The organism is Hydrogenophaga sp. SNF1 (genome assembly GCF_034421675.1).
Taxonomy (GTDB): Bacteria; Pseudomonadota; Gammaproteobacteria; order Burkholderiales; family Burkholderiaceae_C; genus Hydrogenophaga; species Hydrogenophaga borbori.
Window position 1 is genome coordinate 190,992 of record NZ_CP139793.1, and the last position, 17,759, is coordinate 208,750.

The window sequence follows — 17,759 nt, forward strand, 5'->3', positions numbered from 1 at the left end:
GGTCATGAACGGCCATGGTGGCGCCTAGTCCAGCCGGATACCGGCTTGGCGCACCACCTGGCCCCACTTGTCGTACTCGCTGCGCACGAAGCGCTGCAGATCCTCGGGTGTGCTCCCGGCAGGTTCGGCGCCCAGCTTGGCCAGGCGCTCCAGCAAGGCCGGGTCCTTGAGCGCGCTCACCACCTCGCCTTGCAGGCGCTTGACGATGGCCGGCGGCGTGCCGACTGGCGCAAACAGGCCGTACCAGGCGCTGACCTCGTAGCCCGGCACGCCGGCCTCGGCGATGGTGGGCACCTCGGGAAAGGCGGTGGAGCGCTTCGCATTGGCCACCGCGATGGGCCGCAGCTTGCCGGCGCGGATGTGCGGCTCCACCGTGGCCAGGTCGAAGGTCATGTCCACCTGGCCGGCCACCACGTCGGTCACGCCCTGCACCACACCCTTGTACGGCACGTGCACGATGTCGATCTTCGCCATGGTCTTGAGCAGTTCGCCCGCCAGGTGCTGCGAAGCTCCTGCGCCGCCCGAGGCGTAGGTGAGCTTGCCCGGGTGGGTGCGCGCGTAGGCCAGCAGGGAGCGCATGTCGGTCACCGGCACCGACGGGTGGGTAACCAGCATCAGCGTGCCGCTGGCCACCAGGCTGATGGGCGCGAAGTCCTTCAGCGTGTCGTAGGGCATGCGCGAGAACAGGTGCGCGTTGACGGCGTTGGTACCGATCGAGCCCATCAGCAGGGTGTGGCCGTCGGGCTTGCTCTTGGCCACGGCGTCGGCGCCGATGTTGCCGCTGGCGCCGGGCTTGTTCTCCACCACGAAGGGCTGGCCCAGGCGCTGCGCGGCGTGCTGTGCGATGGCGCGCGCCAGGATGTCGGTGAGCCCGCCGGCCTGGAAGGGCACCACGATGCGCACCGGTGCGTTGGGGTAGTCGGTGCTGCCTTGTGCGGCGGCGGTGAGGCTGGCGGCGGCGAGCGCCAGGGCGGCAATGGTCTTGTGCATGGTGTCTCCTCGTGCTCCGTGGGGTGGGTGGCCAGGATCAGTGCGTCCCGTCCAGGATCGCGCCGTCCGCGCGCAGCCGCTCACGCAGGGCCTGCACGGGGATGGTGGCGAAATCGGCGTCGCCGCGAGGGCCGCTGTCCAGCAGCATGGCCGCTGCGGTGCCGGCTGCCTGGCCCATCGCCAGGCAGGGACCCATCACGCGCGCGGATCCGTGGGCGCCGCGATCGGCCGACAGGATGCGGCCCGCGGCCACGACGTTGGGCACGCCCTGGGGCAGCAGGCAGCCCCAGGGGATGTCGTAGGATCCGCCGTCCTGAACGGGGATGCGGATTTGCCCCGTGCCCGACTGGTGGATGTCCACGTGGTGCGAGCCCTTGGCGATGCCGTCCTCGCGCTTGCGCGCGCCCAGCACGTCGTCCTGCGACAGGCTCTGGCGGCCGACGATGCGGCGCGTCTCGCGCACGCCCACGCGGGTGGCGATGCCGCTGTAGGCGGCCTGCTCGAAGCCCGGCACGTGGCGCTGCATGAAGGACGCGCACTGAAGCACCTGATCGGACAGCGTGGCCAGCGTCGCGCTCAGCGCCTGCGTGCGCGTGCCGTCGATGCCACCGACGCGGGTGGTGTTCAGGCACACCTCGCCGCGCTGACGCGAGGTGGGCTGGATCATGATCAGCGCGGTGGGGTAGAGCTCGCCGCGCGCGATGGCGCCAGTCACCAGCGGGCCGTCGCCCTTGAGGAACACCGTGGGCTCGCCTTGCTGGCGCGCTGCCTCGGCCAGCTCGCGGTCGGTGCGGCCCTGGCGGATCGCCTCGCTCTCGCCGAGCGCGAAGTGCTCCGGGTGCGCGTGGAGGAAATCGAGCAGCGCCTGTGTGCGCACGCCGGCCATGCGGAACATCAGCGAGACCGGTTGCAGCTCGCCGTCGGTGCCGCCTTGCAGCACCTGGCCACCGACCGCGCGCACGATGTCGGCGTCGCCCGAGCAGTCGATGAACAGCGGCGCGCGCAGCTCGGTGATGCCTTCCTTGTTGCGCACCTGCAGCGCGCGCACCGTGGCGCCGTCGCGCAGCACGCCGGTGGCGCAGGTGTGCAGCAGCAGGCGCACCCCGGCGCGCGCCAGGCAGCGCGCCACCGCGAGCTTCATCACCTCCGGGTCCAGGCACACGTACCAGATCAGCCGCCAGTCGTTGAGGGGGCCGATGTAGCCGCCGAGCCGCTCGCACTCGGCCAGCAGCTCGCGGCCCGTGCCGCCCAGGATCCACTCGCCGCGCGCGTTCAGCGCGCCGTCGATGGCCATGCCACTGACCAGCTCGCCCCCGGGCAGGGCGCCGGCCTCCACCAGCGTGGTGCGCGCCCCGGCGCGCGCGGCCGCCAGCGCGGCCGCCACGCCTGCCGCGCCCGCGCCCAGCACCACCACGTCGCTCTCCATCACCTGCCGTGCGGCGGCGAAGTCTTCGTTCATAGTCATCGTCTGCCTTGCTCCATCTGCGTCCCGCTCAGGTGATCGGGCCTGGAAAAATTATTCCGGGGCCCCGTCGTCTTGTGGGCATGGATCGGCGCGGTTTTTCCGTATAGTGGACAAAATGTCCCGAGCCCCTTCCACCACCGATGGCGCGCGCAGCCTTCACCGCGCGATCGGCCTGCTGCGCCTGCTGTCCATGCGCACGGCCACCGGCTGGCGCCTGAGCGACCTCGCGCAGGAGGCCGCGCTGGAGCATTCCACCGTGCACCGCATGCTGGGCTGCCTGCTCGACGAGGGCTTGGCCGTGCGCGTGCCGGGCACGCGGCGCTATGCAATCGGTCCGCTGGCCTACGAACTGGGCGTGGCCGCCGCGCCGCACTTCGCCATCGAGCGCCTGGCCGCGTCCGCACTGGCGCGGCTCGCGGCCGAGACGCGCGACATCGTGTTCCTCAACGTGCGCAGCGGCGCCGAATCGGTCTGCGTCGCGCGCTTCGACGGCCGCAAGGCGCTCAAGGCCTACACGGTGGACGTGGGCACGCGCCGACCGCTGAGCCTGTCGGCTGGCGGGGTGGCCATGCTGATCGCGCTGCCGCGCGCGGAGCAGGCGCGCCTGGAAGCGCTCAACCTGCAGGCCATCGTGCGCCGGGGCGAGGCGCGCCAGACCGCCGTGCGCCGCATGGTGCAGCGCTCGCGCCGTCTGGGCTACGGCTTCAACCAGGAAGACATCATCCCGGGCATCGCCGCCATCGGGGTGGTGATCCGCGCGCCGGGTGGCGCCCCGGTTGCCTCGCTGAGCCTGGCCGCTACCGGCACCGACCTCATGCCGCGCCAGACCCGCCTGCTGGCGCAGCTGCGCCGCCAGGCCGAGGCCATCGAGGCCCAACTCGGGGCGCTGCGCTACCCGGGCTGACCCTGCCCGGATTGCAGCCGCGCGTGCAAAAAATTCAAGGCCCATGTGGTGAGTGGCCGCTACCATCGCCGCCACCATGTCCGCGCCCCACGACGCGCTGGCCCCCGCCGCTGCCCCCGGGCAGGGCTTCGTGCCGGCCAGCGACCACCCCTCAGCCCTTATCGACCAGGTGCGCGCCGCCGTGGCCACGCGCGCGCCGCTGCGCATCGCCGGCGGCGGCAGCAAGTCCTTCGTGCACGCGCCCGCCCAGGGCGCCGCGCTCGACGTGCGCGCCCACAGCGGCATCCTTAGCCACGAGCCCAGCGAGCTGGTGGTCACCGTGCGCGGCGGCACGCCGCTGGCCGAGCTGGAAGCCGCGCTGGCCGAGCACGGCCAATGCCTGCCGTTCGAGCCGCCGCGCTTCGGCGCCGGCGGCACCGTGGGCGGCGCCGTGGCCAGTGGCCTGGCCGGCCCGGCGCGCGCCAGCGTGGGCGGCGCGCGCGACTATGTGCTCGGCGCGCGCCTCATCAACGGGCGCGGCGAGCTGCTCACCTTCGGCGGCCAGGTCATGAAGAACGTGGCCGGTTACGACGTGAGCCGCGCGCTCGCGGGCAGTTGGGGCGCGCTCGGTGTGATCACCGAACTCAGCCTGAAGGTGTTGCCGGTGGCGCCGGCCGAGGCCACGCTGGCCTTCGGCGTCGACCAGTCCAACGCGCTGGAGCGCTTGCACCGCTGGGGCGGGCAGCCGCTGCCGCTCAACGCCTCGCGCTGGCAACGCGAGGCCGACGGGGACGATCGCCTGTTCCTGCGCCTGCGCGGCGCCGCCGCAGCGGTGGAGGCCGCGTGCGAGCGCCTGCTCGCCGAAGCGCCGGGCCAGCGCCTGGACAACACCTGCGCCAGCGCCGACTGGACCGCCTGCCGCGACCAGCACCTGCCCTTCTTCACCCACGCGCCCTCGGCCGACCATGGCCTGTGGCGGATCAGCGTGCCGCAGACCGCCGCGCCGCTGCTGGCCACCTGGCCGCAGCTCATCGAATGGCAGGGCGCCCAGCGCTGGCTGTGGGCGCCGGCGGCGGCGGCCGATGAGATCCGCGCCGCCGCGCGCGCGGCCGGCGGCCACGCGCAGCTGTTCCGCGCCCCGGCCTCGGGCGACGGTGGCGTGCCGCGCGCGGACACGCCCGGCCCCGCGCTGCAGGCCGTGATGCGCCGCCTGCGCGAGGCCTTCGACCCGCACGGCATCTTCCAGGCCCCGACCCTCTTCTGACATGCAGACCCAGCTCGCTCCCGAGTTCCAGGGCACCGCGCGCGGCCGCGAGGCCGAGTCCATCCTGCGCAAGTGCGTGCACTGCGGCTTCTGCACGGCCACCTGCCCCACCTACCAGCTGCTCGGTGACGAGCTGGACGGCCCGCGCGGGCGCATCTACCTCATCAAGCAGGTGCTCGAAGGCGCCACGCCCACGCGCAAGACGCAACAGCACCTGGACCGCTGCCTCACCTGCCGCAACTGCGAAAGCACCTGCCCCAGTGGCGTGCAGTACGGCCACCTGGTCGACATCGGCCGGGCCGTGGTCGAGGAAAAGGTGCCACGCCCCACGGGCGAGCGCGCCGTGCGCTGGCTGCTCAAGGAGGGCCTGAGCTCGCCGCTGTTCGGCCCGGCCATGAAGCTGGGCCAGGCGGTGCGCGGCCTGCTGCCCGGCGCGCTCCAGGCCAAGGTGCCCGCGCCGCGCCCCGCCGGCGCGTGGCCCACGCGTGCGCACCCGCGCCAAGTGCTGATGCTCGCGGGCTGCGTGCAGCCCTCGATGTCGCCCAACATCAACGCCGCCACCGCGCGCGTGCTGGACGCCGCCGGCATCCAGGCCCTGGTGGCGCCCGAGGCCGGCTGCTGCGGCGCGGTGAAGTTCCACCTCAATGACCACGGCGGTGGTCTGGCGCAGATGCGCGCCAACATCGACGCCTGGTGGCCCTTCGTGCAGCAGGGCGCCGAGGCCCTGGTGATGAACGCCTCGGGCTGCGGCGTGATGGTGAAGGACTACGGTCACCTGCTGCGCGACGACCCCGCTTACGCCGACAAGGCCGCGCGCATCAGCGCGCTCACGCGCGACCTGTCCGAGCTGCTGCCGGACCTGGTGCCCGCGCTGAAGCCCAAGCTGGCGCGCCGGCCCGACCCGCAGCGCGTGGTGGCCTACCACCCGCCCTGCACCCAGCAGCACGGCCAGCAGCTGCGCGGCGGGGTGGAGCGCGGCCTGGGCGAGCTCGGCTTCACCGTGCAACTCGCGCGCAACGAGGCGCACCTGTGCTGCGGCTCGGCCGGCACCTACTCGGTGCTGGAGCCGCAGATCGCCTACGAACTGCGCGACCGCAAGCTCGGCCACCTGGGCGAACTTCAGCCCGCCGTCATCGCCAGCGCCAACATCGGCTGCATCACCCACCTGCAGAGCGGCACGGCCACGCCCGTGCGGCACTGGGTCGAACTGCTCGACGAGGCGCTGCAGGCCTGAGAAGCTGCCAACCCACCCGCCATGGCCGGCATGATCCCCGCGCTCGCCACTCTCCTGCTGTTCCAGCTGTTCGGCGAGGTGGCCGTGCTGCTCACGGGCGCGCCGGTGCCGGGGCCGGTGGTGGGCCTGTCCCTGCTGCTGGCCGCGCTGGCGCTGCGTCCGGCCTGGCTGGACGCCATCAAGCCCACCGCGCAAGGTCTGCTGCAGCACCTGTCGCTGCTGTTCGTGCCGGCCGGTGTGGGCGTCATGCAGCACCTGCAGCGCCTGGGCGACGAGGCCCTGGCCATCGGCGTGGCGCTGGTGGTCAGCACGCTGGTGGGCCTGGCCGTCTCGGCCTGCACCATGGTGTGGCTCATGCGGCGCCAGAACCGCCGCGCGGAGGCTTCGCGGTGAATCCCGAGGCCCCGCGCCGCCTGATCGACATCTGGGTCTACCTCGCGGCCACGCCGCTGCTGGGGCTCACGCTCACGCTGCTCGTCTACCACGCCGCCTTCGTGCTCTACCGGCGCAGCGGCTTCCATCCCCTGGCCAACCCGGTGCCGCCCACGGTGCTGGTGCTGGCCACGCTGCTGTGGGCCACGGGCACGCCCTACGCCACCTATTTCGAGGGCGCGCAGTTCGTGCATTTCCTGCTCGGCCCGGTCACGGTGGCGCTGGCGGTGCCGCTGTTCGAGCAGCTGCACCGGCTGCGCCGCCTGGCGTTGCCGCTGCTGGCGGCGCTGGTGGCCGGCGCGCTGGCCGCCGCCGCCACCGCCATCGTGGTGGCCTGGGCGCTGGGCGCGTCGCCCGCCACCATGGCCTCGCTGGCGCCCAAGTCGGTCACCATGCCGGTGGCCATGGGCATCTCGGAAAAAATCGGCGGTCTGCCCTCGCTCACCGCTGTGCTGGTGATGGCGACGGGCGTGCTGGGGGCGGTGGGCGGGCGCTTCCTGTTCGATGCCCTGCGCATCCACGAGCCGGCGGTGCGCGGCTTCGCGCTGGGCACCATCGCGCACGGCATCGGCACCGCGCGCGCATTTCAAGAGGGCGAAGAGGCCGGCGCCTTCGCGGGCCTGGCCATGGGCCTGAGCGCCTTGCTCAACGCACTGGTGCTGCCGTCGCTGGCGGCGGCGCTGCTGCGCTGGCTCTAGTGCGCGCGGCCTGAGCCGGCCTGGTGTCCGCCGGCGTGCCGCATCGGGCCGAGTACCCGACGAACGAACGCGGGTGACGGCGCGTTCGAAGAGACCGGCCGGTAGGCGCAGACCGAATGCGCCAGCAGCAGCCCGACAGGATCTCGGTAGGGGAGAGCGCCCGCCGGTCAAGGCGCGGGCTACACCGTGGGCCGTTGCACGCCGGACAAGGCGCTGTCGTACAGCGCGTTCGCCTGCGCCGCGCAGCGCCGCAGTTCATCGGCCAGGCGGCCTTCGTGCATCGGTTCTTGCGCGTCGTTCAGGCGCACACGCAGCACCAGGTGCCGGCTTTCGCGCTCCAGGCCGATCACCTCGCCGCGCTCGCCGTCGAGCGAGAGGTTGATGGCCAGCGCCTCCTCCAGCAGCTCCGCGGGGTTGGCGTCCGGCCCGACCGGGCCGAGATCGGCGTAGCAGAAGACGCCCTCGGGGTCCTGGTCTTCCTCGTGAAATGCCCCGACCTTCACCCCGTCGAGGATCACCTCGCCACCATTGAACAGGGCGTTGGGTTCGCTCAGGCCCAGGGCGCGCGCCGTGCCGCGGCACAACTCCTGGAATTGGTCGGGGGTCATGGGGCGGCCTTTCGTCGGACGTGCGCCCGGCGCGGCGACCGGGCAGGAACCGGGATTCTGGTCGCCACGGGACCGCCCGGCCATCTGCCAAAGGGATGGGTGTCCTGGCGACTAGGCCGGGTAGATGGTGAAGGAACGATCACGGGACCTGTCGCTACTCAGGCCGCGAGTTGGGTTTTCTGACTTGCCACCGTCCCGGATCGGGATGCCCCCTGTTCTCCTTGCCGTTCTTCGCCATGGGTTTTTCTCCTCTCAAGCTTCAAAACCCCCACAAGACCCGACACGAGCTGTCGACCGCTGGAGCGGTGGGCCGCGCTGTCAAGGATGGTGCGCAAAACCTCGTTCGCGGCGTCAAGGCCGTGGCGCTGTTGCCGCACAACCTCAAGAAACAGGTCTACCGCAGCGACAAGTCCAAGCCCGTGCAGTGGATCGACGCCAGCCGCAAGGCGCAGCGCCATGGGCTGCGTGACCAGCACAAGGTCGAGCGCCAGGCCGCAGACGATGCCGAACGCGAGGTCCGCATGGCCGTTCGCCTCGCGATCAGGACCCAGTGGGCGGTTCAAGCCCAGGCGCCGGCGAAGGCCCCACTTGCCGCGCCACACGGCGCCGCCCCCACCCCAGCGCAGGCTGATGCCATCGCGCGGGTCGATGCGGCCCTGACGACCTATGCCCAGGTGCTCAAGGGCGACAAGTTCGAGACGTCGGATGCCAGCGAATTCGATCGCGTGGCCTCGATGGCCCTGCACCAGTTGCGCGACGACCGAGGGATTTCACAGAAGGACTACGAGCGGTTCATGAGGGCGGGCGACGGCTTCTCGACCGAATCAACCGCCGATCGCAACCAGCGCTTTTCCCCGTTCGGAGGCGAGGCGGACCCGGTGCGCCGGCTGTGCGAGGCCACCATTGGCGAGGCTTGGCAGCGCTTGCTGGAAGGCCAATGGGGCCGGCAGGGCGACCAGCAGCCCATGCGCGTGGACGCGGTGGTGGCCTGGGTGCAGGCCCATCCCGCGGCGCCGATCGACGCGCCCGCTGAGGGCGCGCCCGACGCGGTAGCCTCGCGGGGGAAGGACATCGAGGATGGCGCCAAGCAGGTGGCCCAACGCTTGCTGAACCTGAAAGACCGCCTGCTTGGTGGTGAGCGGGGCGGTGCGTCCGAGGGCCCCACCCCGAACGGGTCGGGACCTGCGCAAGAACCACCCATCGAGAAATCGGTGTCGGCCGCGACGGCTCCCGGCGATCTCGAGGGCGGCTCTTCACCCAAGGCCGCGGCCCAGTCGAGCACGCCGATCGCGGCGATACAGCAGGCGGTTCAAGACTTCGTCGGCCTGTTTGCCCACCCCGAACCCACCCGCTTGCCCGATGCGCCCGTGCAGCCGGAGGCGGTGGTCGAGGCGCCACCGGTCAGGGAGCCTGTGACGTTCACGCGGGAAGAAAAGCTGGCGCAGGTGGATGCCGCCTGGGCGACGTACGGCACGGTGCTGGGTGGCGAGGTGCCCGAAGGCGCGAGCACTTCGCTGGACGCCGAAACCCTTCAGCGCTTGGCCAGCAACGCGATGCTCCAGCTGCACGATGCGGGCTGGATCACGCAAGCCGATGTCGCTCGGTTCAACGAGCCGAATCGCTTCATCACGCGCGAAACCCCGGGCGAGCGCGCTCAGCGCTTCATCCCGGGCGAGGCCCCCAACCGGGTCGCGGCGCGCCAGCTGTGCGAGGTCGCCATCCGCGCCAGCTGTGCGAGGTCGCCATCGGCCAGGCCTGGGCCCGTGCGTACGGTGTCGAGGGGCGCAGCGCCCCGGTCCAGCCCTTCACCATCGGTGAGTGGCGCAAGCGCGGCGCTCCTGCGCAGGCGATCGCGCCGACGCCCCTCTCCTGATGGCCTGGCGGGCCTGCAAGGCCCGTGGTCAGCGAGCGATCAAGCCGCCAGCGCCGCCTCGATGTCCCCCGCCAGCTTGGCCGGCGCATCCTGCGGCGCGTAGCGCTTGAGCACCTGGCCGTCCTTGCCGACCAGGAACTTGGTGAAGTTCCACTTGATGGCCTTGCTGCCCAGCAGCCCTGGCGCCTCGGCCGTGAGCCAGCGGTACAGCGGGTGCGCCTCGGCGCCGTTGACGTCGATCTTGGCCATCATGGGGAAGCTCACACCGTAGTTGAGCTGGCAGAAGCCGGCGATCTCCTCGTTGCTGCCCGGGTCCTGCGAGCCGAACTGGTTGCAGGGGAAGCCCAGCACCGCCAGGCCGCGCGGGCCGTAGGCCTTGTGCAGCTCCTCCAGCCCCGCGAACTGCGGCGTGAAGCCGCAAGCGCTGGCGGTGTTGACGATGAGCATCACCTGGCCCTTGTAGTGGCTCAGGGGCACGGGCTGGCCGGTGATGGACAGGGCTTCGAAGTCGTAGACGCTGGGCATGAAGGGGCTCCTTGGGTGGGCGCGCGGTGTCCGGCGCGCGACAGAATCTTCACATGGCGGCACGAGCGGCGCCGCATGCCGTACCCAAAACCCAGGCGGCACGCCATACTGCGCCGTCCGACAAACGGTTTCAAAAAGTGTCGAACCACGTGGAGCGGGTAATGGAGGCTGCCTACACGGTGGCGCTGGTGGGTTTTGCCCAGCACGAAAGCGCCACATTCGAATCGTTCTTCCGGCTCGCCGCGCGGCGGCCCCCGGCCTACCGGGTGCAGGAGGAGGTGCTCGACGCGCAGCTGCTGCTCGTCAACGCCGACAACGCGCAGGCCGTGGCGCTGGTGCGCGGCGCCTCGCTGCCGGGGCGCGTGCTGCTCATCGGCGCCCACGACGCCGGCACCGGCTGGCCGGTGGAGCGCAAGCCGGTGCGCCTGGTCTCTCTGCTGGGCTCGCTCGACGCGCTGGTGGGCCTGCGCACCGCGCGTGCGGCGGCCTCGGCGGCGCCGCTGGCGCCGGGCTTCGCGGCCACCGAACCCTTCAAGGCCTCCCAGCTGCACGGCCTGCAGGCCAGCATGCGCCTGGCCAGCGGCAAGCCGCAGCCGATCGCGCCGCTGCCGCCCTCGGCCCGCGCCCGGCGCCGTTCGCCCGAGACCGAGTTCCCCCCCACGCGGCCCATGACGCGTGAGGAGGTCATGTCCATGATCGCGCGCGCGGCCGACATGGCCGGCGAGGCGGCTGGCGGCGCCCGGGGCGCGCCGCCGGCCAGCGCCGCGCCGGCGCCCGCCGTGCCCCCGGTCCCGCCCGCCGCGCCGGCCAAGGCGCCGGCCGCGCCGCGCGCCGGCACCGTCAGCATCCCCCTGCGCGGTGTCACCGACTACGCCGACCTGGAAGACCTGCTCAATGTCGCGCCGCCCGCGCCGCGTTCGCCGCGCTCGCGCCTGCCCTCGCGGCTGCGCCAGGGCGACGCCTCCGTGCCCGAGGTGGCGCGCGGCGACGCCCTGCTGGTGGGGCAGAGCCTCGTCGAAGGCCGCATCCTGCTCAAGCGCCTGCGCAAGTACGAACTGAGCGTGGACTGGTGCCGCGAGCCCGCGCAGGCCCAGGCCATGCTCAAGGCGCACCCGTACCGGCTGGTGGTCATCGACCGCCTCGGCGGCGAGCCCGACGCCTTCCAGGTCTGCCGCTGGGCCAAGCAGGCCAAGGGGCCCAAGGGCGCGGCCACGGTGATCCTGTTCGCGCCCAGCGCGGGCAGCATGGAGCGCATGAAGGCCGGACTGGCCGGCGCCGACGCCTACCTTTCGCGCTCGGTGAGCGAGGCCGACCTGTACAAGGTGCTGGCCCAGCACCGGCTTGTCAACCTCAACGGCTTTGCGCCGACCAACGTGGGCAGTTTCTGAGCGTCGCGCTTCGCGCGGTCTTCAGCCGTGCAAATCGTCCCGGCGGGCGATTTCGAGCAGCCGCTCGATCTCGTGCCCGTGCACGCGCTGGTTGCGCTTGTGCCACCAGCCGATCAGCCACATGGTGCCGGCCACCAGCAGGCCGAAGGCGGTGATGGCCGCGAAGGCCGACAGTCCCGCGCCGGTGGACGCCGTGTAGAGCGCGCCCAGGCCCAGGATGCAGGCCTGCTCATTGAAGTTCTGCACGGCGATGGAGCGGCCCGCGCCCATGAGGTTGTGGCCCCGGTGCTGCAGCAGCGCGTTCATGGGCACCACCAGGAAGCCGCCCAGGCCGCCCAGCAGCACCAGGAAGGGCGCGGCCACCCAGACGTTGTCGATGAAGTTCATCAGCACCACCAGCAGGCCCATGCCGATGCCCAGGGGGATGACTTTGGTGGCCTGGTCGAGCCGCATGCGCATGGAGGCCACCACCGCGCCCACGGCCGTGCCCAGCGCCACCACGCCCACCAGCGCCGAGGCCTTGGAGGTGCTGTAGCCCAGCGCCACCGCGGCCCAGGCCAGCACGATGTAGCGCAGGTTGCCGCTCACGCCCCAGAACAGCGTGGTGGTGGACAGCGAGATCTGGCCCAGGTGGTCGCGCCAGAGGCGCATGTTGCAGGTCCAGAAATCGGGCAGCAGCACCAGCGGGTTGCGCGGCATGGGGCGCGGTGTCACACCGGTGAGCGGGATGCGCAGGTTGAAGCCCGCGGCCAGGATGTAGAGCACCACCAGCATGGCGATGGCGGCGTCCGGGCCGTGGTGGATGCCGGGGATGTGCAGGGCCAGCAGCCAGGACGACATCGTGGGCCCCACGAGCTGGCCGCCCAGCAGCACGCCCAGGATGATGGACGCGATGGTCAGGCCCTCGATCCAGCCATTGGCCTTGACCAGCTGGGACGGTGGCAGCAGCTCGGTCAGGATGCCGTACTTGGCGGGCGAGTACGCCGCCGCGCCCAGGCCCACCAGGGTGTAGGCCAGCAGTGGGTGCACGCCCACCAGCATGAGCAGGCAGCCCCCCACCTTGATGGCGTTGCTGATGAACATGACCTGGCCCTTGGGCCGGGCGTCGGCGAAGGCGCCCACGAAGGGCGCCAGCAGCACATAGAACAGGGCGAACATGGGCACCAGCGCCGCGCTTTGCCATTCGTGCGCGTTGCGGTGGCGCAGCAGCTCGATGGCGGCGACGAACAGCGCGTTGTCAGCCAGGGAGCTGAAAAACTGCGCCGTCATGATGGTGTAGAAGCCGCGCTTCATGGCGATGAATCGGTTTGCTTGCCTGCCAGGATGAAGCGCCTATCGACGGACACCCCACACGTTTGTGCGACAGTTTGAGGCTTGTCTCCGTGAGGTGGCGCGGGTTATAGCACGCGTGTGCGCAGGCGCCGCCGGTAGGCCACCCCGCCGCTCGGACTGGATTTCCCTTCTTGACTTTTCTCACGCCATGCCCCGCCCCATCCTGGCCACCGTGCACACCGGCGCCCTGCGCCACAACCTCGGCATCGCGCGCGAGCGCGCGCCCGACGCCCGCGTCTGGGCGGTGGTCAAGGCCAACGCCTATGGCCACGGCATCGAGCGCGCGTTCGAGGGCCTGCGCGGCGCCGACGGCTTCGCCTTGCTGGATTTGGCCGAGGCCGAGCGACTGCGCGCCCTCGACTGGCGCGGTCCCATCCTGCTGCTCGAGGGCGCGTTCGAGGCGCGCGACCTGGAGCTGTGCTCGCGCCTGAACCTCTGGCACGCGGTGCATTGCAACGAACAGATCGACTGGCTGGCCGCGCACAAGACCCAGCAGCCGCACAAGGTCTTCCTCAAGCTCAACAGCGGCATGAACCGCCTGGGCTTCACGCCCGCGGCCTACCGCACGGCCTGGGCGCGGCTCAATGCGCTGCCGCAGGTCGAGGAGATCGGCCACATGACGCACTTCAGCGACGCCGACGGCGCGCGCGGCATCGCGCACCAGGTGGCGCTGTTCGAGCAGGCCACCGACGACCTGCCCGGCGAGCGCACGCTGGCCAACAGCGCGGCCATCCTGCGCCACGCGCGCGGCGCCCTGCGCGGCGCCGGCTCGCTGGCGGCCGACTGGGTGCGCGAGGGCATCGCGCTCTACGGCTGCGCGCCCGACTTCCCGGAGCACAGCGCCGCGCACTGGGGCCTGCGACCCACCATGACGCTGTCTACCCGGGTGATCGGCGTGCAGCGGCTGCAGGCCGGCGACACCGTCGGCTACGGCTCCACCTTCACCGCCGACGGGCCCATGCGCATCGGCGTTGTCGCCTGCGGCTACGCCGACGGCTACCCGCGCCACGCGCCCAGTGGCACGCCGGCGCTGGTGGATGGCCAGCGCACGCGCACCCTGGGTCGCGTGAGCATGGACATGCTCACGGTGGACCTGAGCGGGCTGCCGGACGCGGGCATCGGCAGCGAGGTGGTGCTCTGGGGCCGCGCCGGCAGCGGTGCGCTGCTGCCGGTGGACGAAGTCGCGCACGCGGCCGGCACCATCGCCTACGAGCTGCTGTGCGCGGTGGCGCCGCGCGTGCGCTTCGAGGCCGCCGACTGAGCGCCCGGGCGCGACGAACCGGCTCCAGTCCCCATGAACCGGCGCCGCGCCCCTCACCCGCTGCTGCGCCCCTTCGTGCGCGAGGTCTGGAGCTGCGCGGCCGAGCCCGCGGGCGAGGCGCAGGCGCGCATCGAGCGCCTGCTGCCCAGCGGGCTCATGCACCTGGTGCTGCGGCTGGACGACGCGCCGGTGCGCCTGCTGCGTTCGCCCGACGACCCCCTGGGCGAGCCGCTGGCCCCCGCGGTGCTCGGGGGGGCGCGCACCGCGCCTTACCTCAAGCGCCTGCACGCCCGCTCGGCCAGCGTGGGCGCCACGCTGCTGCCCGGTGCCGCGCAGTGGCTGTTGGGCCTGGACGCGGACGCCATCGCCGGCCGCCACGTGCCGCTGGAGGCCCTGCTCGGCGCCGAAGCGCAGCGCTTGCGCGAGCGCCTGCTCGAGGCCCCGGACACCGACGCGCGGCTCGCGCGGTTCGAGGCCTGGCTGCTGGCGCGCCGCCCGCCGGCGCCAGGCCAGGCGGGCGCGCTGACACGGCTGCTGCGGCAATCGCCTTCCGTGGGAGCGGCGGTGCGCGCCAGCGGCCTGGGCCGGCGCCGCTTCGAGCGGGCCTTTCTGCAGGCCACGGGCCTGAGCCCCAAGGCCTGGCAACGCGTGCGCCGCTTCCAGCGGGCGGTCGGCGCCCTCGCCGCCACCGACGCGCCCGCGCCAGCCGAGCTGGCCGCCGCGCTGGGCTACAGCGACCAGTCGCACCTGATCCGCGAATTCCGCGCCATGGCCGGCCTCACGCCCGGGCGCTTTCGCGCGCTGGCGCCCGAGGAGCCCAACCACCTGCCCCTGGAGCCGTTCCGCCGGGGCTGAGCCGGCGGCGCGAACAATTTCTTCTATACGCGGCGTGCCGCGGCCGGCACAGTGCGGGGTCCCACCAGCTGTCCACGGGGAGCCGCCCATGCGCATCGACGAAACCTACGCCTATCTCTGCGTGCACGACACCGCCGCCGCCATTCGCTTCTACGGCCAGGCCTTCGGCGCCACCGAGAAATTCCGCCTGGTCGAACCCTCGGGCCGCATCGGCCACGCCGAACTCGCCTTCGGCCCGCACACCGTGATGCTGTGCGACGAGTTTCCCGAGTGCGGCATCCGCAGCGCGAGCAGCCTGGGCGCCACGCCCGTGACCCTGCACCTGCACGTGGACGACGCCGACGCCATGCTGGCCCAGGCCGTGGCGGCCGGCGCCACGCTGGAACGCGAGGCCAGCGACGCGTTCTACGGCGAGCGCAGCGGCGTGGTGCGCTGCCCCTTCGGCCACCGCTGGCTGATCGGGCACGCCATCGAACAGGTGACGCCCGAGGAAATGCAGCGGCGCTACACGGCCCTGTTCAACTGATCGCGATTGGGCCCGCGCGCGGCGGCGCCAGCGGCCCCTTCGCGCGCGCCAGCGCGCCCTAGCATGGTGGCCCGCTCACGGACACCGCCGCCATGCACATCGCCATCCTCACCTTCGACGGCTTCAACGAGCTCGACTCGCTGGTCGCGCTCGGCATCCTCAGCCGCGTCAAGCGGCCCGGCTGGCGCGTCTCCATCGCCTGTCCCACGCCGCGCGTGCGCTCCATGAACGGCGTGGTGCTGGACGCCCAGGCCGACCTGCGGGAGGCCAGTGAGGCCGACGCGGTGATCGTCGGCAGCGGCATCAAAACCCGCGAGGTGGCGGCCGACGCGGCCCTGATGGCGCGGCTGCGGCTCGATCCCGCGCGCCAGCTGCTGGGCGCGCAGTGCTCGGGCACGCTGGTGCTGGCCAAGCTGGGCCTGCTGGGCGATCTGCCGGCCTGCACCGACCTCAGCACCAGGCCCTGGGTGGAAGAGGCCGGCGTGCGCGTGCTGGAGCAGCCGTTCGTGGCCCACGGCAACGTCGCCACCGCGGGCGGCTGCCTGGCCTCCCAGTACCTCGCGACCTGGCTGATCGCGCGCCTGGTGGACGAGCAGGCCGCGCGCGAGGCCCTGCACTACGTGGCGCCCGTGGGCGAGAAGGACCTCTACGTGCGGCGCGCAATGACCAAGGTCGCGCCCTTCCTCGACGCGCGTGTCTGAGGGGAGGTGCGCGAAGACGTCGATGGCACTGGGGCGGCGGTGATGGCGCATGTCCCCTGGGCGCGCCACCAGGGGGCATTCGTGCGTCAAAGCGCGCGGCTCAGCGCCCCGGCGAGCATGCCTCGAAGCCGTAGCGTTCGCAGAAGGGGTTGCCCAGCACGGGCAGCCAGCGCGGAATGTCGTGGAAGTCGCGCGCCACGGCGGCCAGCACCTTGTCTCGGTAGGGCGCGAAGCGGAAACCCTCGCCGTCGACGTACCAGAAGCGCGCGCCATCCACCACGAAGGCGTGCTTGCTCACGCGCTCGAAGTAGGGCGCGTAGTTCGCGAGATCGGGTTCGTCGTAGTGGAAGACGCGGATCGGCTGGCCGTCGTAGCGGCGGAAATCGATCACCTGGTCATCCTGGCGCGCGTGGTGGCGGCCCGGGCCGAACACCGGCACGTACTGGCCGTGGCGAAAGGCCAGCATGGCCGCCGGGTTGTAGGCCTGGGCCATGAGCGTGGCCCCGGCGGGCAGGCCATGGCGCAGGCCGGCGACCACCGCGGCGTTCTCGCGCAGGAACACGGCGCGATCGGCCCATTTTGTTGTGGCGAACCACGCCACCGGCGCCAGCGCGATCGCCAGCACCACCACCAGATGGGGCAGGGACAGCGCCGCCGTGTAGCCCAGCAGGCGGCGCAGCGGGCGCACCTCGCAGCGCAGTCCGGCCCAGACCACGAACACCGGCACGAAGCCCAGCACCCAGTGCAGGCCGATGGTGCGGCGCGTGGCCAGCAGGGCGAACACCACGAAGGGGAAGATCCACAGCACCGCGAGCGTGGTGCGCGCGCTGGCGCTCACGCCGGCGGGCGCGCGCGAGCGCGCGGCACGCCACAGCCACCACGGCGTCACCAGGTACAGCGCCATGCCGACGTAGGTGAGGAAGGTCTCCAGGGACCAGGCCGAGGCTTCGTTGCGGTTGAAGACGTTGAACATCACGTGGCTCCAGCCGTGCGTGGCGTTCAGGTAGAGGTTGGCGCCGATGGCGGGCAGCGCGGCCACGAACACCAGCACGGGCGCCCACCAGCGCTCGCGCCGCCAGCCCCAGGCGTGGGCCGCGTACGCAAAACCCAGCAGGGCCGCGAAGTACTTGCCGAAGAAAGCCGCGCCCAGCAGGGCCCCGCTGAGCAGGTACCAGCCGGCGCCGCGCTCGCTGGTGTCGGCGCGCACGTAGGCCCAGAACGACAGCGCCATGAACAGGATCAGCGGCGTGTCGGTGGTGACCAGCACGAACAGCCAGCTCCAGGGCAGGGCCAGGTACACGGCGCCGGCGAGCCAGGCCTGGGCCTCGCGTTCCTCCGGCAGCAGGCGGCGCAGCAGGTCCACCACCAGCAGGGCGATGGCGCTGGTCACCAGCAGCGTGGCGCTGCGCAGCACCAGGGGCGCGTCGCCGCCGATGGCGCGCAGCAGCGCGATCAGCCAGCCCACCAGCGGCGGGTGGTCCGAGTAGTGCCAGGCCGGGTGCGCGCCCCACTGGTAGAAGAAGGCCTCGTCGCCCGTGAAAGGAAACACCGCGGCCAGGAACACCTTGAGCAGCAGCGTGAGGCCAAAGGCCCACCAGAAAAGGCGGCGCGCGGCCGCGAGGGAGTTGTTGTCGGCTTTCATTGGCACGGAGTGTCGCAGCGAGCGGCGGCGCCTTCCAGGAACACGGCGCCAGCGGCTGGGCCGGGCGGTGGTTGCCGGGACG

17 protein-coding genes are annotated in these 17,759 nt (G+C 72.2%); 11 read left to right on the forward strand and 6 right to left on the reverse strand.

What is annotated here, in order from left to right; genetic code table 11:
- Positions 1-24 precede the first annotated feature (24 nt).
- Positions 25-990 carry a Bug family tripartite tricarboxylate transporter substrate binding protein gene (locus SOM08_RS00935; protein ID WP_116958967.1) on the reverse strand — a complete coding sequence of 322 codons (966 nt, stop codon included), beginning with the start codon at positions 988-990 and terminating at the stop codon, positions 25-27.
- A 37-nt stretch (positions 991-1,027) separates the two neighbouring features.
- A complete protein-coding gene (locus tag SOM08_RS00940) occupies positions 1,028-2,449 on the reverse strand; it encodes an FAD-dependent oxidoreductase (RefSeq protein WP_322469869.1) in 1,422 nt (473 codons plus the stop codon).
- Positions 2,450-2,570: 121 nt separating this feature from the next.
- Between SOM08_RS00940 and SOM08_RS00945 the strand changes: the two genes are divergently transcribed.
- From SOM08_RS00945 to SOM08_RS00965, 5 genes are all read left to right on the forward strand, one after another.
- Positions 2,571-3,359: an IclR family transcriptional regulator gene (locus tag SOM08_RS00945; RefSeq protein WP_116958965.1), complete on the forward strand. Its 789-nt coding sequence runs from the start codon at positions 2,571-2,573 to the stop codon at positions 3,357-3,359.
- A gap of 76 nt (positions 3,360-3,435) precedes the next feature.
- Positions 3,436-4,602, forward strand: coding sequence for a glycolate oxidase subunit GlcE (gene glcE / locus SOM08_RS00950; RefSeq protein WP_322469870.1), 1,167 nt, complete (start codon positions 3,436-3,438; stop codon positions 4,600-4,602).
- A 1-nt stretch (position 4,603) separates the two neighbouring features.
- Complete coding sequence (gene glcF / locus SOM08_RS00955) at positions 4,604-5,836, forward strand: glycolate oxidase subunit GlcF (protein WP_116958964.1); 1,233 nt, start codon at positions 4,604-4,606, stop codon at positions 5,834-5,836.
- A 30-nt stretch (positions 5,837-5,866) separates the two neighbouring features.
- Positions 5,867-6,229: a CidA/LrgA family protein gene (locus SOM08_RS00960; RefSeq protein ID WP_116959262.1), complete on the forward strand. Its 363-nt coding sequence runs from the start codon at positions 5,867-5,869 to the stop codon at positions 6,227-6,229.
- Positions 6,226-6,966 (forward strand): LrgB family protein, encoded by a 741-nt coding sequence (locus SOM08_RS00965; protein ID WP_116958963.1) that lies wholly within the window; start codon positions 6,226-6,228, stop codon positions 6,964-6,966. The genes SOM08_RS00960 and SOM08_RS00965 overlap by 4 nt, the downstream gene beginning before the upstream one ends.
- Positions 6,967-7,145: 179 nt before the next feature.
- On the opposite strand, the gene SOM08_RS00970 is transcribed toward SOM08_RS00965, so the two are convergent.
- Entirely contained in the window at positions 7,146-7,574 is a 429-nt protein-coding gene (locus SOM08_RS00970) for a CesT family type III secretion system chaperone (protein ID WP_322469871.1), read from the reverse strand.
- A gap of 221 nt (positions 7,575-7,795) precedes the next feature.
- Here SOM08_RS00970 and SOM08_RS00975 point away from each other — a divergent pair, with 221 nt between their 5' ends.
- Complete coding sequence (locus tag SOM08_RS00975) at positions 7,796-9,550, forward strand: hypothetical protein (protein ID WP_322469872.1); 1,755 nt, start codon at positions 7,796-7,798, stop codon at positions 9,548-9,550.
- On the opposite strand, the gene SOM08_RS00980 is transcribed toward SOM08_RS00975, so the two are convergent.
- On the reverse strand, positions 9,487-9,972 hold the full coding sequence (locus SOM08_RS00980; RefSeq protein WP_116958960.1) for a glutathione peroxidase: 486 nt from the start codon (positions 9,970-9,972) through the stop codon (positions 9,487-9,489). The two genes, SOM08_RS00975 and SOM08_RS00980, sit on opposite strands and share 64 nt — an antisense overlap.
- A 161-nt stretch (positions 9,973-10,133) precedes the next feature.
- Between SOM08_RS00980 and SOM08_RS00985 the strand changes: the two genes are divergently transcribed.
- Positions 10,134-11,360: a hypothetical protein gene (locus SOM08_RS00985; protein ID WP_322469873.1), complete on the forward strand. Its 1,227-nt coding sequence runs from the start codon at positions 10,134-10,136 to the stop codon at positions 11,358-11,360.
- A 21-nt stretch (positions 11,361-11,381) separates the two neighbouring features.
- On the opposite strand, the gene lplT is transcribed toward SOM08_RS00985, so the two are convergent.
- Positions 11,382-12,653 carry a lysophospholipid transporter LplT gene (gene lplT / locus SOM08_RS00990; protein ID WP_116958959.1) on the reverse strand — a complete coding sequence of 424 codons (1,272 nt, stop codon included), beginning with the start codon at positions 12,651-12,653 and terminating at the stop codon, positions 11,382-11,384.
- A gap of 187 nt (positions 12,654-12,840) precedes the next feature.
- Here lplT and alr point away from each other — a divergent pair, with 187 nt between their 5' ends.
- The 4 genes from alr to SOM08_RS01010 all read left to right on the forward strand — a co-directional run bounded on the left by alr (position 12,841) and on the right by SOM08_RS01010 (position 16,035).
- On the forward strand, positions 12,841-13,953 hold the full coding sequence (gene alr, locus SOM08_RS00995) for an alanine racemase (protein WP_116958958.1): 1,113 nt from the start codon (positions 12,841-12,843) through the stop codon (positions 13,951-13,953).
- 33 nt (positions 13,954-13,986) lie between these two features.
- Positions 13,987-14,808 (forward strand): helix-turn-helix domain-containing protein, encoded by an 822-nt coding sequence (locus SOM08_RS01000; protein ID WP_322469874.1) that lies wholly within the window; start codon positions 13,987-13,989, stop codon positions 14,806-14,808.
- 88 nt (positions 14,809-14,896) lie between these two features.
- Positions 14,897-15,334 carry a VOC family protein gene (locus tag SOM08_RS01005; protein ID WP_322469875.1) on the forward strand — a complete coding sequence of 146 codons (438 nt, stop codon included), beginning with the start codon at positions 14,897-14,899 and terminating at the stop codon, positions 15,332-15,334.
- Positions 15,335-15,426: 92 nt separating this feature from the next.
- The gene (locus SOM08_RS01010; protein ID WP_322469876.1) at positions 15,427-16,035 is read left to right on the forward strand and encodes a DJ-1/PfpI family protein; all 609 of its coding nucleotides are present in this window, start codon (positions 15,427-15,429) and stop codon (positions 16,033-16,035) included.
- 100 nt (positions 16,036-16,135) lie between these two features.
- Here SOM08_RS01010 and SOM08_RS01015 read toward each other — a convergent pair whose 3' ends face one another.
- On the reverse strand, positions 16,136-17,677 hold the full coding sequence (locus SOM08_RS01015) for an ArnT family glycosyltransferase (RefSeq protein WP_116958954.1): 1,542 nt from the start codon (positions 17,675-17,677) through the stop codon (positions 16,136-16,138).
- Positions 17,678-17,759 lie beyond the last annotated feature (82 nt).